Source organism: Methylobacterium sp. M6A4_1b (assembly GCF_053345175.1).
In genome coordinates this window covers 42,987-57,291 of the sequence record NZ_JBKEZQ010000007.1, presented here as the reverse complement: position 1 = coordinate 57,291, position 14,305 = coordinate 42,987, and the positions used below count along the sequence as shown (strand labels likewise).

At 70.3% G+C, this 14,305-nt stretch carries 13 protein-coding genes and 1 other RNA gene; 3 read left to right on the top strand and 11 right to left on the bottom strand.

Annotated features, from left to right (window positions below; genetic code table 11):
* Nucleotides 1-27: 27 nt before the first annotated feature.
* The gene (locus ACLBWX_RS09350) at nt 28-810 is read right to left on the bottom strand and encodes a HesA/MoeB/ThiF family protein (protein ID WP_447676797.1); all 783 of its coding nucleotides are present in this window, start codon (nt 808-810) and stop codon (nt 28-30) included.
* 122 nt (nt 811-932) lie between these two features.
* Here ACLBWX_RS09350 and dapE point away from each other — a divergent pair, with 122 nt between their 5' ends.
* Nucleotides 933-2,102, top strand: a complete 1,170-nt coding sequence (gene dapE, locus ACLBWX_RS09345; RefSeq protein ID WP_447676930.1) for a succinyl-diaminopimelate desuccinylase — start codon at nt 933-935, stop codon at nt 2,100-2,102.
* A 13-nt stretch (nt 2,103-2,115) separates the two neighbouring features.
* Here the strand turns inward: dapE and ACLBWX_RS09340 are convergent, their stop codons facing one another.
* The 5 genes from ACLBWX_RS09340 to recR form a co-directional block, all read right to left on the bottom strand.
* Nucleotides 2,116-3,471 (bottom strand): hypothetical protein, encoded by a 1,356-nt coding sequence (locus ACLBWX_RS09340; protein WP_447676796.1) that lies wholly within the window; start codon nt 3,469-3,471, stop codon nt 2,116-2,118.
* A 90-nt stretch (nt 3,472-3,561) separates the two neighbouring features.
* Complete coding sequence (truA, locus tag ACLBWX_RS09335) at nt 3,562-4,332, bottom strand: tRNA pseudouridine(38-40) synthase TruA (RefSeq protein ID WP_447676795.1); 771 nt, start codon at nt 4,330-4,332, stop codon at nt 3,562-3,564.
* Nucleotides 4,333-4,351: 19 nt separating this feature from the next.
* Nucleotides 4,352-5,281 (bottom strand): methionyl-tRNA formyltransferase, encoded by a 930-nt coding sequence (gene fmt, locus ACLBWX_RS09330; protein WP_447676794.1) that lies wholly within the window; start codon nt 5,279-5,281, stop codon nt 4,352-4,354.
* A 24-nt stretch (nt 5,282-5,305) separates the two neighbouring features.
* Nucleotides 5,306-5,821, bottom strand: coding sequence for a peptide deformylase (locus ACLBWX_RS09325; protein WP_447676793.1), 516 nt, complete (start codon nt 5,819-5,821; stop codon nt 5,306-5,308).
* A 106-nt stretch (nt 5,822-5,927) separates the two neighbouring features.
* On the bottom strand, nt 5,928-6,533 hold the full coding sequence (recR, locus tag ACLBWX_RS09320) for a recombination mediator RecR (protein ID WP_447676792.1): 606 nt from the start codon (nt 6,531-6,533) through the stop codon (nt 5,928-5,930).
* Nucleotides 6,534-6,971: 438 nt separating this feature from the next.
* Here recR and ACLBWX_RS09315 point away from each other — a divergent pair, with 438 nt between their 5' ends.
* Entirely contained in the window at nt 6,972-8,588 is a 1,617-nt protein-coding gene (locus ACLBWX_RS09315; RefSeq protein ID WP_447676929.1) for a phosphoenolpyruvate carboxykinase, read from the top strand.
* Nucleotides 8,589-8,651: 63 nt separating this feature from the next.
* Here the strand turns inward: ACLBWX_RS09315 and ACLBWX_RS09310 are convergent, their stop codons facing one another.
* The 5 genes from ACLBWX_RS09310 to ffs form a co-directional block, all read right to left on the bottom strand.
* On the bottom strand, nt 8,652-8,999 hold the full coding sequence (locus tag ACLBWX_RS09310) for a hypothetical protein (protein WP_447676791.1): 348 nt from the start codon (nt 8,997-8,999) through the stop codon (nt 8,652-8,654).
* 154 nt (nt 9,000-9,153) lie between these two features.
* Nucleotides 9,154-10,977 carry a CHASE3 domain-containing protein gene (locus ACLBWX_RS09305; protein WP_447676790.1) on the bottom strand — a complete coding sequence of 608 codons (1,824 nt, stop codon included), beginning with the start codon at nt 10,975-10,977 and terminating at the stop codon, nt 9,154-9,156.
* 197 nt (nt 10,978-11,174) lie between these two features.
* Nucleotides 11,175-11,495 carry a YbaB/EbfC family nucleoid-associated protein gene (locus tag ACLBWX_RS09300; protein WP_055947962.1) on the bottom strand — a complete coding sequence of 107 codons (321 nt, stop codon included), beginning with the start codon at nt 11,493-11,495 and terminating at the stop codon, nt 11,175-11,177.
* A 66-nt stretch (nt 11,496-11,561) separates the two neighbouring features.
* Nucleotides 11,562-13,433, bottom strand: coding sequence for a DNA polymerase III subunit gamma/tau (locus ACLBWX_RS09295; RefSeq protein ID WP_447676789.1), 1,872 nt, complete (start codon nt 13,431-13,433; stop codon nt 11,562-11,564).
* Between the two features lie 68 nt (nt 13,434-13,501).
* Nucleotides 13,502-13,598: signal recognition particle sRNA small type (gene ffs / locus ACLBWX_RS09290), an RNA gene on the bottom strand.
* Between the two features lie 183 nt (nt 13,599-13,781).
* Between ffs and ACLBWX_RS09285 the strand changes: the two genes are divergently transcribed.
* A complete protein-coding gene (locus ACLBWX_RS09285; protein ID WP_447676788.1) occupies nt 13,782-14,252 on the top strand; it encodes a DUF5991 domain-containing protein in 471 nt (156 codons plus the stop codon).
* The last annotated feature ends 53 nt before the right edge of the window (nt 14,253-14,305 follow it).

The window sequence follows — 14,305 nt, the reverse complement described above, 5'->3', positions numbered from 1 at the left end:
GGCGCGAGGGCGGGGTCGGCCCCGGGGTCAGCCCGCCGCGCCGGTCCCGTTCAGGGGGTTGGCCTCGTCCCAGGCGTAGCCCAGGGTCTCGAACCGCATCGCGCGGGTGTCGACCATGAGGAGGCGCCCGACGAGGGGCTCGCCGAACTCCGTGACCGTGCGGATCACCTCCAGGGCCATCAGCGACCCCATGATGCCCGCGAGCGCGCCGAGCACGCCGGCCTCGGCGCAGGGCGCGACGCTGCCGGGCGGCGGGGGGTTCGGGAACAGGCAGCGATAGGTCGGGTTCGGGCGACCGCGCGCATCGGTCCCGTAGGGGCGCAGGGTGGTCAGCGAGCCGTCGAAACGCCCGAGCGCCGCCGTCACAAGCGGGCGCCGGGCGTGGAAGCAAGCGTCCGAGACCGCATAGCGCGTGGCGAAGTTGTCGGACCCATCCGCGACCACGTCGTAGGCGCCGATGAGCGCCTGCGCATTTTCCGGGGTCAGGCGCGTCGCGTGCGTCTCCACGGCCACGTGCGGGTTGAGGCGCGCCACCGCCTCGGCCGCGCTCTCGACCTTGAGGCGGCCGATGTCGGGGGTCGCGTGGATCACCTGCCGCTGCAGGTTCGACAGGGAGACGGCGTCGTCGTCGACGATGCCGATCGTCCCGATCCCGGCGGCGGCGAGGTACTGGATCAGCGGCGCGCCGAGGCCGCCGGCCCCGATGACGAGGACGCGGGCGGCCTTCAGGCGGGCCTGGCCCGGACCGCCGACCTCCGGCAGGACGAGGTGGCGGGCGTAGCGTTCGACTTCGTCGGGGGAGAAGGCCATGCCCGGCAGATAAGCCCCGCCGACGTGCGGCGAAAGCCCGGCCGCGAATTGCACCCCCGCGCGACGGCGCTTATGGCCGTCCGCACCAGGACACCCAGCGAAGAGTCCCGCCCGTGCCGAACGTGCCCCGCGACCGCTCCCCCCTCGCTCTCGCCCAGAGCCTGATCCGCTGCCCCTCGGTGACCCCGGAGGAGGGAGGCGCGCTCGCCTGGCTCGCCGGCATCCTCGAAGGGGCCGGGTTCACCGTGGAGCGCCCCTGCTTCTCGGAGCCCGGCACGCCCGACATCGACAATCTCTACGCCCGCATCGGCACGGGCGCTCCCTACCTGCTGTTTGCCGGCCACACCGACGTGGTGCCCCCCGGCGACGTCGCCCGCTGGCGCCACGGCCCCTTCGCCGGAACCGTGGAGGACGGGGTGCTGTACGGGCGCGGAGCCGTCGACATGAAGGGCGGCATCGCCTGCATGCTCGCCGCCGCCCTCGACTATCTGGACGTGGCCGGTCCGGACTTTCCGGGTTCGATCGGCTTCCTCATCACCGGAGACGAGGAGGGGCCGGCGATCAACGGCACGGTCAAGCTCCTCGAATGGGCGCGGGCGCGCGGCGAGCGCTTCGACCACTGCCTCCTCGGCGAGCCGACCAACCCGGATTCGCTCGGAGACATGATCAAGATCGGCCGGCGCGGCTCGCTCACGGGACGACTCACCGTGCAGGGGCGCCAGGGCCATGTCGCCTATCCGGATCTGGCCGAGAACCCGATTCCCGGCCTGCTGCGCCTCGCCTCGGCGCTTCTCGCCGCGCCGCTCGATGCCGGCACCCAGCATTTCGGCGCCTCGAACCTCGAATTCACCACCCTCGACGTCGGCAACACGGCCACCAACGTCATCCCGGCCGAGGCGCACGGCACCTTCAACATCCGTTTCAACGACCGTTGGACCGCCGAGACCCTGGGGGCCGAGATCCGGGCTCGCCTCGACGCGGCGGCCGGGCGGAGCGTGCGCTACGGCCTCGACCTGCTGCCCTCGAACGCGCCGGCCTTCCTCACGGAGCCCGACGCCTTCACCGAACTCGTCGCCGGCGCCATCGCCACCGAGACCGGCCGCCGCCCGGTGCTCTCGACCACGGGCGGCACCTCGGACGCGCGCTTCATCAAGGATGCCTGCCCGGTCATCGAGTTCGGCCTCGTCGGCCAGACCATGCACCAGATCGACGAGTGTGTGCCGGTGGCCGACCTGAACCGCCTGACGGCGATCTACACGCGGGTCCTGGCGGCGTATTTCGCCGCCCGATAGGGCCGCCTCGCCCTCACGGGCCGTTCGCGGCGGTCGTCGCCCCGGGGGCGCCTCCCGTCGCGCCCGCGGGCTGGTTCCGGAAGCGTCGGCAGTCCGGCCCGAGGCGATCGCCCACCGCGATGAAGATCTGGCGCAAGCGCTGGACGTGCGGGTCGTCGAGCCGCAGCTCGATGCTGGCGACCACGAGATCGACCGCCGCCTGCCGGTCCGGCGCCGCGTCGATCAGGTTCCCACCCAGGACGATGCGGCCGACCTCGAGAAGCAGGGCCTCGTTGCGCACTGCGCTCGGGGCCGCGAGCCGTTCGAGGTCGAACAGGGTGCGTACGCCGAGGGGCCAGAGCCGAATCACCTTCTCGCGTCCGACCGAGCAGCAGAGCTGCGCCTGCGCCACCCAGTCCATGATCTGGTAGACGCCGTAGGGCGTCTCCACGAACAGCATCAGCGGGTTGGCGGTCGCCAGGTTCTGGGTCGAATGAATGTGGTGGTCGTCGAGACGGACGCGGATCTCGCTGTCGATCCCGTCGATGATCTCCACGGGCGTGATCTTGAACGCCCGGTAGACGTCGTACTCCTCTCGCTTGAAGTTCTTCAGCTTGTCGCGCTGCAGGATGTTGCGGAGCACGACATCGGGCATGATGCCGGCGACGAAGCATCCGGTGATCGCCAGGGCCAGCAGCAGCGGAGAACTCATCGGCTCGTCGATCCTGGCAAGGCCCTCCGCCGCGCTCGCCCCGACCCGCAGCAGGCCGATCACCAGGATCGGCGCGAGCACGATGCCGATCACGATCTTGATCGTCTCGCCGATGATCGTCGCCGGGCTGAGGTCGAAGTTCTTGATCGCGCGATACAGGTTCCGCAACGCCGTGAGGTAGCTGCCGGCGAAGGCGGCACAGGCGCCGAACAGCCAGACCGTGGTCATGCCCTGGATCTTCGGACAGATGCCGTCCGGGCCGATCAGGCTCGGTGAGTTCGCGCAGAGCAGCGTCGCGAGAAGCGAGAGGCTGTGGAACACGGCGACCGCCGCGAGCAGGCTGAAGGCGACGCTGCCGAGGATCCAGTCGGTCGCGGTGAAATCCTCGCGGTGCCGGGACTGATCGAACACATCCAGCGACCCGTCGGACGCATCGATCGATCCGCTCTTTCCGAAGACCTTCGGCCGGCCGACGAAGTACTTGTACTTCACGAACTCGAACGAGGGGATCAGTCGTTGGCTCGAAGGCCCTGCAATGTCGAAGACGGCCGCGAGGTCCCGGACGACCTCCTGTCTCTGGCGCTTCACCGCCTCGCGGATCGCAATGAAGAAGAACGGCGACAAGGCCGCGAAGATGGTGGCGCCAAGGATGAACAGATGAACGGGAAGCGTCGTCACGGGAATTTCCATCGTTTCCGACGCGGATCGCGGCAGACTCGACGGATGATCGCCGTTCCCGGCGATTCATCAACTCCAAGTTAAATCATATTAACTCAAAGTTGCGTGATCGCCGTAATCCACGCCCACCAGCGTCAGCCCGCAGGCCGGTGCCAGCGGCCCGCAGCGGCTGCGGTCCCGACTCGCCAGGATGTCCCCGACGTCGTCGGCGCTGAGCCGGCCGCTGCCGGCCAGCATCAGGGTGCCGACCATCGAGCGGACCTGATGGTGCAGGAAGGCGCGGGCCGAGGTCGCCACCACGATCTCGTCGTGCAGGCCCATCGGCAGAGCCGCGACGTCGAGCTGATCGAGGGTTCGCAGCGGGCTCTTCGCCTGGCACTCGGCGGCCCGGAAGGCGGTGAAGTCGTGCAGGCCGAGGAGGCGCGCGGCCGCGGCCCGCATCAGCGCGACGTCGAGGGACCAGGGCACCTGCCAGACCTGGGCACGGTTGAGCACCGGCGGGGTGCGCCGGTTGAGGATGCGGTAGCGGTAGTGCCGGCGGGTCGCGGAGTGGCGCGCGTTGAAGTCGGCGCCGACGATCTCCGCGCTGAGGATCGCGACGGGGTTCGGGCGCAGGTGGGCGTTGAGCGCGTCGCGCACGACGTCGGTGCGCCAGGCCCGCGCGAGGTCGAGATGCGCCACCTGATGCGTGGCATGGACGCCGGTATCGGTGCGGCCGGCGCAGGTGAGACCCGCGATCTCACCGGAGAAGCGCTTGACCGCCGATTCGATCGCCGCCTGGACGGAGGGCTGCGCGGTCTGCCGCTGCCAGCCGCAGAACGGGCTGCCGTCGTACTCGATGACGAGCTTGTAGCGCGGCATCAGGCGCGGCCCGGAACGGTCATGCCAGCCGCGTGCCCGGCACGCGGTGGGTGCCGCGCACGAACTCGGCGCCGTCGCTGACGCCGCCCTTGCCGGCGCGGCGCAGAGCGCCGAGGCGCACGGCACCGTCGCCGCAGGCGATCGTGCCCTCGGTGTCGATGAGCGTGCCGGGGGCTCCGGAACCCGGAGCCGCCGCGGCCGCGAGAACCTTCACGCGTTCCGGCCCCTTGCCGAAATCCGCCTCGAAGAAGGCGCCGGGGAAGGGCGACAGCCCGTTGATGTGGTTGGCGACCTCGCGGGCCGGCCGGGTCCAGTCGATGCGCGCCTCTTCGTTGGTGATCTTGTGGGCGTAGACGACGCCGCCTTCGGCCTGAGGCGCGAAGGCCAGGTCGCCCCCCTCGAGCCCCCGGAGCGCGCGCGCCATCAGGTCGGCGCCCAGCGGCATCAGCGCGTCGTGGAGTTGGCCCGCGGTCATGCCCTGCGTGATCGCAAGACGCTCTTCCAGCGCCACGGGACCGGTGTCGAGGCCGGCCTCCATCCGCATGATGCCGACACCGCTCTGCGCATCCCCCGCCATCACCGCGCGCTGGATGGGCGCCGCGCCGCGCCAGCGGGGCAGGAGCGAGCCGTGCAGGTTGAGGCAGCCGTGACGGGGCAGGTCGAGGATCGCCTGCGGCAGGAGCAGACCGTAGGCCACCACGACGCCGACATCGGCCCCGTGACCGGCGAAGGTCTCGGCGGCCTCCGGTCCCTTCAGGCTGGCGGGCGCGAGCACCGGCGCGCCGAGGCTCTCGGCCAGGACCTGTACGGGAGAGGCTTTCAACGCCATGCCGCGTCCGGCCCTGGCCGGCGCGCGGGTGTAGACGGCGGCGATCGCGTGGCCGTCGGCGGCGAGGCGCGCCAGGGTCGGCACGGCGAAATCCGGCGTGCCCATGAAGACGACGCGCATGGCTCTTGATCCCCGAGGCCGGCCTCAGACGTCGCCGCGCTTGGCCGCCTTGGCGAACTTCTTAACCACCCGGTCGCGCTTCAGCTTCGACAGGTGGTCGATGAACAGCACGCCGTCCAGGTGATCGATCTCGTGCTGGATGCAGGTCGCGAGCAGGCCGTCCGCCTCGATCTCCCGCTCCTCGCCCTGGAGGTCGCGGAACCGCACGCGCACCCGGTCGGGCCGCTCGACCTCGCCGTAGAATTCCGGGATCGACAGGCAGCCCTCGTCGTAGATCCGCTTCTCCTCCGAGGCCCAGACGATCTCGGGGTCGAGGAAGACCTGCGGATGGCGGTCGTTCTCGTCCTTCGAGGTGTCGATCGTGACGACGCGCTTCGGCACGCCGATCTGGATCGCCGCGAGGCCGACGCCGGGGGCGTCGTACATGGTCTCCAGCATGTCGGCGGCGAGCGTGCGGATCTCGTCGGTCACGGGACCGACCGGCGCGGAGGCAAGGCGCAGGCGCGCGTCGGGCAGGATCACGAGGGGGCGGATGGTCATGGGGCGATCGGACTTGAAGCGGGATGCGGGGCGGGCGGCGGCCTGAGCCCCCGCAGATACGGGGGCGCCGGGAGTGGGTCAAATACCCGGTCCGCGTGCCCCGGGCTCAGAACGGCGTCCGGCTGCGGATGGCCGCGGTGAGGGTCCCCTCGTCGAGGTAGTCGAGCTCGCCGCCGACCGGGACGCCGTGGGCGAGGCGCGTCACCTTGAGGCCGTGCGCCTTCAGGGATTCGGTGACGTAGTGGGCCGTGGTCTGGCCATCGACGGTCGCGTTCAGCGCCAGGATGATCTCGCGCATGGCCGGGTCTGCGGCACGGGCCACGAGACTGTCGAGGTTGAGGTGCTCGGGCCGCACGCCGTCCAGGGCGGAGAGCACGCCGCCGAGGACGTGGTAGCGCGCCGTCACGGCGCCGGAGCGCTCCAGCGCCCAGAGGTCGGAGACATCCTCCACCACCACCAGGGTGGCCGGGTCGCGGCTCTCGTCGCAGCAGATGGTGCAGGGGTCGCGGGTGTCGACGTTTCCGCAGGCGCGGCAAACCACGATCCGCTCGGAGGCCACCCGCATCGCGTCGGCGAGCGGCGCCAGCAGGGTCTCGCGCTTCTTGATGAGCTGCAGGGCGGCGCGCCGGGCCGAGCGGGGCCCGAGGCCCGGCATGCGGGCCAGGAGCTGGATCAGGCGCTCGATCTCGGGACCGGCGACGGCTTGTGCCATGGACGACAGTTCTCGTGACGGTTGAGGTACCCACACGGCACACTGCGTAGGAGGCGGGCGGGTGACGGGGCGCGGCGGCACGGGTCCGGTGCGTTCGATCGCGTCCAGCCCGTCGGGAGATCCCTGAAATAGGGTTTTCGGATCGGGATTTCGCCCCCACCGCCGACGAATCGCACCGAAAAGGCTCCGGCACCGAGGCGCTTCAAATGCATCTTCGCCGGTAATCCCGGTCATGTAAGTTTTTTTGTCAGCCAACAGGCGGATTGACGGCAAATCATCCGGCTCTATGCAGGAGATGCGCAGTTCCGGAGCGGTGAACCTGCGCGCGGTGGACCTGACCAACCGCGCGGACGCTCCGGAGGCGAACCGATATGGAGAGCCGATGCGGCTTCCTGTCATGGGGCGGCGACGCGATCAGGGGCCCGAGGAGAGATGAGCGTGACCAATATCGGCGAGTTCAACGCAGCGCACGGTTCCGAGGCCATCGGGCTGCGCAACCTGAAGGCGGTTCACTGGAACCTCGACGTTCCCCGTCTCTACGAGGAGGCCCTGGCCCGCGCCGAGGGCCAGCTAGCCCGCGGCGGCGCCTTCGTGGCGACCACCGGCTCCCATACCGGCCGCTCGCCCAAGGACAAGTTCGTGGTGCGCGACGCCGCCACCGAGAACGAGATCTGGTGGGACAACAACGGTGCGATCACGCCCGAGCAGTTCGAGACCCTGTACGCCGACTTCCTCGCGCATGCCGAGGGGCGCGAGCTCTTCGCCCAGGACCTGCGCGGCGGCGCCGATCCGACGCATGGCGTCAATGCCCGGGTCTTCACCGAATTCGCCTGGCACTCGCTGTTCATCCGCAACCTGCTGATCCGGCCGGACCGTGCCACGCTCGCGAGCTACGTGCCCGAGCTCACGATCATCGACCTGCCGAGCTTCCAGGCCGAGCCGCACCGGCACGGCTGCCGCTCGAAGACCGTCATCGCCATCGACTTCTCGCGCAAGCTCGTCCTGATCGGCGGCTCGGCCTATGCCGGCGAGATGAAGAAGTCGGTCTTCACCTACCTCAACTACATCCTGCCGAAGGCCGGCGTGATGCCGATGCACTGTTCGGCGAACGCGGCCCTCGACGAGGCCGGCGAATCGGCCCTGTTCTTCGGCCTGTCGGGCACCGGCAAGACCACGCTCTCCAACGATTCCTCGCGCCAGCTTCTGGGCGATGACGAGCACGGCTGGAGCAAGGACGGCATCTTCAACTTCGAGGGCGGCTGCTACGCCAAGACCATCCGCCTCTCGCGCAACGCCGAGCCGGAGATCTACGCCACCACCGAGCGCTTCGGCACCGTGATGGAGAACGTGGTGATCGACCCCGAGACCCGGGTCCCGGATTTCGACGACGCTTCGCTCACCGAGAACACCCGCTGCGCCTACCCGCTCGACTTCATCGCCAATGCGAGCGCCACGGGCCGGGCGGCCCACCCCAAGAACATCGTGATGCTGACGTGCGATGCCTTCGGGGTGATGCCGCCGATCGCGAAGCTGACCGGCGCCGAGGCGATGTACCACTTCCTCTCCGGCTACACCGCGAAGGTCGCCGGCACGGAGCGCGGGCTGACCGCACCGGAGGCGACGTTCTCCACCTGCTTCGGGGCGCCGTTCATGCCGCGCCATCCCAGCGTCTACGGCAACCTGCTGCGTGACCTGATCGCCCATCACGAGGTCGATTGCTGGCTCGTCAACACCGGCTGGACCGGTGGCGGCGTCGGCACCGGGCGCCGCATGCCGATCCGGGTCACCCGCCGTCTGCTCACGGCCGCCCTCGATGGGTCGCTCGCGAATGTCGAGTTCCGCCGCGATCCCTATTTCGGCTTCCAGGTCCCCGTCGCGGTGCCGGGGGTCGAGACCGAGGTGCTGTCGCCGATCGAGACCTGGACCAACAAGGCGGCCTTCCACGAGACCGCGACGCGTCTCGTCACGATGTTCCAGGAGAACTTCAAGCGCTTCGCCGCCCACGTCGACGCGGATGTCCGCGCCGCCGAGCCGGTGCTCTCCGCGGCCGCCTGACCGCTGGCCATCCGGGGCGCGGCGCTGGGCGTCCGCGTCCCGGCACGCGGTGCGATGCGGGCGCTACGATTTCCGGATCGCGCCGCCCGCAGCACCTTCGTTGTGCAGGACATCGTCGCCGAGGACATCGTCGCACAGGACTTCGGGGGCGTTCTCCCGCGCTTCGCGGAAGAGGACGCCGACTTCGTTCCCCTTGGACCAGATCCGGTGCGCCCGGTAGGCATTGTCGCCCGGATCGATGAAGAGGTCGAAGCTGTCCGGAACCTCGACCTTCGTACAGAAGGCGACGCGGGCCCCGATGGGCGACAGGTTGCGCACGAGGCAGGGCGTCGTCTCGGCCGATGCCGCGTCCAGGGCGACACGACCGGACAGATACGTCAGGGCTCGAACGGCGTTGCGATGCTCATCCATGGCTCCAGAAGACACGCGCATCCGTTAAGACACAGAGACTCCGATCCGTGAAAACCGGGGCTATCGGCTGCCGACCGGTTGATGGCGGTGCAGATCGGTTCCCCGCCCACGGGTTCGAGGGTCTGAAGCCCCGAAACGGGCCGTGCGGGCTTCCTCAGGCCGCTTCGTGCACCATCGCCTGGCGGACCTTGAGAGCCAGCTGCTCCAGGGTGTAGGGCTTGGCCAGCAACTGCACGTCGGCCTCGACGAGTTCGTTATGCACGATGGCGTTGCGGGTATAGCCGGTCGTGAAGAGCACCGGCAGGTCGGGCCGACGCGCGTGGACGGCCTCGGCGAGTTCGCGGCCGTCGACCTCCGGCATGACCACGTCGGTGAAGAGCAGCGCGATGTCGGGATGCGTGTCGAGCATCTGCAGGGCGTCCTTGGCGCCTTCCGCGTGGATGACGGTGTAGCGCAGGTCGCGCAGCGCCTCGACGGCGAGGTGGCGCACGCCGTCCTCGTCCTCGACCACGAGGATCACCTCGCGGGGCGAGCCTTCCGGGAGCATCGTCGGCGTGACGTGCTCGGTCTCGGCGGCGTCGCCGAGATGGCGCGGCAGGTAGAGCCGCACCGTCGTCCCGCGGCCGGGTTCGGAATAGATCGCCACGTGCCCGCCGGACTGGCGGACGAAGCCGTAGACCTGACTGAGCCCGAGCCCCGTGCCCTGGCCCGCGGGCTTCGTCGTGAAGAACGGGTCGAACGCCTTGGCGGCCACGTCGGGCGCCATGCCGCTGCCGCTGTCGGTCAAGGCCACGAGGACGTACTGGCCGGCCGGCACGCCCGGATTCCGCGCGGCATAGGCCTCGTCGAGGTGAACGTTGTCGGTCTCGATGATGAGCCGCCCGCCCTTCGGCATCGCGTCGCGGGCATTGACCGCGAGGTTGAGGATCGCGTTCTCGAGCTGGTTGGCGTCGGCCTTCGTGGTCCAGAGGTCGGGGGTCGTCACGGTTTCGATGCGGATGGCTTCGCCGAGGCTGCGGCGCAGCAGGTCCGACATCGCGCCGATGAGCCGGTTGCACGCGATGGCCTCCGGCGCCAGCGGCTGCTTGCGGGCGAAGGCCAGCAGCCGGTGCGTCAGGGTCGCGGCCCGGTCCGCCCCCTTGAGCGCCTGCTCGACGTAGCGCTCCACCCCACGCTCGCCCCGCTCCAGCCGGCGCTTGAGGAGGCTGAGATTGCCGATGATGATCGCCAGCATGTTGTTGAAGTCGTGCGCAAGGCCGCCGGTGAGCTGGCCGAGGGCCTCCATCTTCTGGGATTGCCGCAGGCGCTCCTCGAGCATGTCGCGCGTGGCGGCGGCCTCGATCAGGGAGGTGTTCGCTCCCTGCAGGGCCGCATGGGCGCGAAGGGTGCGCTGGTGACGCCGGCTCGCATCGCTCACCACGTAGCCGCCCAGGACGACCACCAGGACGACGGCAGCCGCGACGGCGAACTGGATCTGCCGAGCCGACTCGCCCGCCTGTTCCTGACGGCTGATCAGGCGGCTGTAATTGTCGGCCTGAGCCTCCCCGAAGAGCGCGCGGACCTCGTCCATCAGGTGCTTGCCGTCTCCGGAGCGCATCCGGGCCAGGGCGGCCTCGTCCTGCCCGGCGCGCCGCAGGGCCACGGTCTCCCGCAATTCGGCGAGCTTGGCCTCGGCGGCCCGGCTCAGGCGGGCGACGATCGCCGCCATGCCGGGGTTTCGCGCCACGGCCTCCGCGATGGTGGACAGGCGGCCGGGCGTGCTCGCGACCGCGTCCGCGCAGAGCTTGAGGTAGGTCTCGTCGCCCGAGAGGAGGTAGCCGCGCTGTCCGCTCTCCGCATCCTGGATGCCGGAATACAGGGTGAAGATCGCGTCGCGGATGCGGACGCTGCGGCGCAATTCGGCGCGGTTCGCATCCTGCGTCGCCACGAGGCTGGCGGTCGCCGCGACCATGGCGATCAGCAGCAGAAATCCCACCATCAGGGGCGCGATGTCCCTCAGACGTCCAGGTAGAGCGAGCGGCTGCGCCTCTGTGACTCGAGGAGAGTGCGAACCAAAATTCATGATCCGGCCGGAGGAAGGACGTTGGAGACCCAACGTTCCACTCCGCCCGGGTTATGGCAACGCTTCGACGACCAAATTGTGATCGATGTTGCCGAATTGCCGGGTTGACGGGCTCAGAACAGTTTCATGCCCGGCGGGATCGGCAGACCCTTGGTGAGTTCGGCCATCCGCTCGGCCGCAACCTGCTCGGCCTTACCGCGGGCATCGTTGACGGCCGCCACGATGAGATCCTCGAGGATCTCGCGCTCGTCGGCCACAAGCATGGCGGGATCGAGCTGAACGCCCTTCACCAGGCCCTTGGCCGTCATCGTCACCCGCACGGCGCCCCCACCGGAGGCGCCGGACACCTCGACGGTGTCGAGCTCGTCCTGCAGGGAAGCCATCTTCTCCTGCATGGCCTGGGCCTGCTTCATGATGCCCATGAGGTCGCGCATCGGGTCTGCCCTCTCTGTCGTTCCGAACCGGGTGGATTCACATCTGGGGCAGGGGCGCTCCAGGGACTATGCCTCGTCGTCGGGCTCGTCGGTCTCGGCCTCGCCGGTGGGCGCGGCCTCGACGGCGGGCGATGCCTCGGGGGCCTTGTCGCGCACGTCGACGATCTGCGCGCCCGGAAACCGGGCCAGGACCTCGCGGACCAGGGGATGGGCGGCGGCGTTCTGGTGCCGGGTCTCGGTGGCGGCACGTGCGGTGGCGTCGAGGGTCGGCTCACCGGCCTCCTTGGAGAGGGCGACGATCCAGCGCCGCCCGGTCCAGGCGTCGAGGGCACGGGCGAGGTCGTTGGCGACGCTCTGACGCCCGCCCTCGGCGAGGCGGAACTCGATGCGGCCCTCCTCGAAGCGCACGAGATGGACCTCGCGCTCGAGCGCCATCTTCAGGCCGATGTCGCGCCTGGCATCCGCCAGAGCGACGACGTCGGTGAAGCGGGCGAGGCGCGGCCCCTCGGGTTGGGGAGCCGGCGCCGGGCTCGCGAGGGCGGGGCGGGAGCCGCCGCCATGGGCCGCCATCGTGAGGGCGGGGCGGGGCGAAGGCGCCGCGCCGGAGAAGGTCGGGATCGGTGGCAGGGCCGGGCGGCCCTCGGCCACCACGGGTCCCGGGGCCGGGGCCGCCGGCGTGGCGCCAGACGTCGCCGCGCCCGGGGCGGCCAGCGCCTGCGCCTTCATCTGACGCAGGGCCTCGTCCGGAGTGGGAAGATCGGCCGCGTAGGCGAGGCGCACCAGGGCCATCTCGGCCGCGGCCAGGGGGCGGGTCGCCGTCTGCACCTCGGGGATCGCCTTCAGGAGGATCTGCCAGGCCCGCGACAGCACCCGGACGGAGAGCTTCCTCGCGAAATCGCCACCGCGCGACCGCTCCGCCTCGCTCAGGGTCGGGTCGGCGGCGGCCTCCTCCGGCACCAGTTTCAGGCGGGTGACGAGGTGCGTGAAGCTCGCGAGGTCGGAGAGGATCACGGCGGGGTCGGCGCCGGCCTCGTACTGCCCGCGCACCTCGGCGAAGGACGCCGGGATGTCGCCGCGCATCACCGCCTCGAACAGGTCGACGATGCGTCCGCGATCGGCCAGGCCCAGCATGTCGCGCACGCTCTGGGCGCTGACGAGGCCGGCCCCGTGGGCGATCGCCTGGTCGAGGAGCGAGAGCGCGTCGCGCACCGAGCCCTCGGCCGCCCGGGTGATGGCCGCCAGCGCCTCCGCATCGGCCTCGACGCCCTCGGCGGCGCAGATGCGGGCAAGGTGCCCGACCAGGGTCTCGGCCTCTACGCGGCGCAGGTCGAACCGCTGGCACCGGGACAGGATGGTCACCGGCACCTTGCGGATCTCGGTGGTGGCGAAGACGAACTTGGCGTGCGGCGGCGGCTCCTCCAGCGTCTTCAGGAAGGCGTTGAAGGCCTTCTCCGAGAGCATGTGGACCTCGTCGACGATGTAGACCTTGTAGCGGGCCGAGACCGGCGAATAGCGGATGCCGTCGATGATGCCGCGTACGTCGTCGATGCCGGTATGGGACGCGGCATCCATCTCCAGCACGTCCATGTGCCGGGATTCCATGATGGCCTGGCAGTGCCGGCCGAGCTCCGGCATCGCGATGGTGGGACCCGTGTCGGGATGCCCGTCGCGGAGGTAGTTCAGGCCGCGGGCGAGGATGCGGGCGGTGGTGGTCTTGCCGACGCCGCGCACCCCGGTGAGCATCCAGGCCTGCGGAATGCGGTTGGCCGCGAAGGCGTTGGCGAGGGTGCGCACCATGGCGCCCTGGCCGATCAGGTCGTCGAAATTCTGGGGGCGGTACTTGCGGGCCAGCACCCGATAGGGTGTGGCGGCCGGGGTCGGCTCGGGAAGCCCGGGCAGGAGCCCGGCGTCGCTCAGAGGACCGGAGGTCGCGTCCATGCCGCCTTGCTGGGTTGGTGCGGCTCCGGTCGGAGGGTGCCGCCACGCGAGCCCGAGGCATCGATCGAGGTGGGAGGCTGGACGAAGACCCGCTCGGTCTCGTTAGGGCTGCTTCCTTCCGGACCTGACCCGGTTGGCGAGTGAAACGTCCCTCGCCAACCTCCCGAGGGCTATATGGCCGCCGCGCGCGGCGGATGCAAGCGGACTCGTGCGAGCGGACCCGTGCGAGCGGACTGGGGGCACGAAGAAGCGGGCGCGCCGTGGGGCAGGCCTCGGCGTGCCCCCAAATCGCCCGATCCCTGCGCCAGGCTCGGTGCTCTGTCTGTATCGAGAAAGAGGGAGGCGCCGATGACGCGGCGGTTCGGCGAAGGGCCGATGGCCCTGGCCTGTCTGATGGCGGCGCTCACGGCGGCAACCGCCGCGGCGCCCGAAGCTCCGAGGGCCTGGGCGGGCCGCTACCTCTACGAGCACGACGGGGGCCGCACCGTCGGCGGATCGCCGATCGTCGTCACCTACCAGCTCGACATCGCCCCGGGACGGGGAAACCCGGACTGCCTGCTGCGGATCGAGGGCTTCCAGACCGACGAGACCATCGTCTGCAAGGCGAGCGGTACGGCCGAGAGCGTCGCCGTCGTCTTCCACACCTTCGGGGACGGCCGCACCGTGAACGCCTACGGCACGCGTCTCTACGAGGTCGGGACGGATTTGTTCGAGATGCGCCGGGGCGGCGATGCCGTCCTGACCCAATGGCGGGCGCTCAACCCGAGCGGTGCCGGCTCGGCCGCGCCGGCCGGCACCTACTTCACCCGAAAGGGCTGACATTCCGGCGCGGTACCCGCCCCGTCGGAGAGCCGCGAGACGCCTCCGCTTTG

Excerpts from the sequence above, each read along its gene's own strand:
- ACLBWX_RS09305 (WP_447676790.1), bottom strand. The coding sequence starts at position 10,977 with ATGGTGGGATTTCTGCTGCTGATCGCCATGGTCGCGGCGACCGCCAGC.
- ACLBWX_RS09300 (WP_055947962.1), bottom strand. The coding sequence starts at position 11,495 with ATGCGCGACCTCATGGGCATCATGAAGCAGGCCCAGGCCATGCAGGAG.
- ACLBWX_RS09295 (WP_447676789.1), bottom strand. The coding sequence starts at position 13,433 with ATGGACGCGACCTCCGGTCCTCTGAGCGACGCCGGGCTCCTGCCCGGG.
- recR (WP_447676792.1), bottom strand. The coding sequence starts at position 6,533 with ATGGCACAAGCCGTCGCCGGTCCCGAGATCGAGCGCCTGATCCAGCTC.
- fmt (WP_447676794.1), bottom strand. The coding sequence starts at position 5,281 with ATGCGCGTCGTCTTCATGGGCACGCCGGATTTCGCCGTGCCGACCCTG.
- truA (WP_447676795.1), bottom strand. The coding sequence starts at position 4,332 with ATGCCGCGCTACAAGCTCGTCATCGAGTACGACGGCAGCCCGTTCTGC.
- ACLBWX_RS09350 (WP_447676797.1), bottom strand. The coding sequence starts at position 810 with ATGGCCTTCTCCCCCGACGAAGTCGAACGCTACGCCCGCCACCTCGTC.
- ACLBWX_RS09325 (WP_447676793.1), bottom strand. The coding sequence starts at position 5,821 with ATGACCATCCGCCCCCTCGTGATCCTGCCCGACGCGCGCCTGCGCCTT.
- ACLBWX_RS09285 (WP_447676788.1), top strand. The coding sequence starts at position 13,782 with ATGACGCGGCGGTTCGGCGAAGGGCCGATGGCCCTGGCCTGTCTGATG.
- ACLBWX_RS09310 (WP_447676791.1), bottom strand. The coding sequence starts at position 8,999 with ATGGATGAGCATCGCAACGCCGTTCGAGCCCTGACGTATCTGTCCGGT.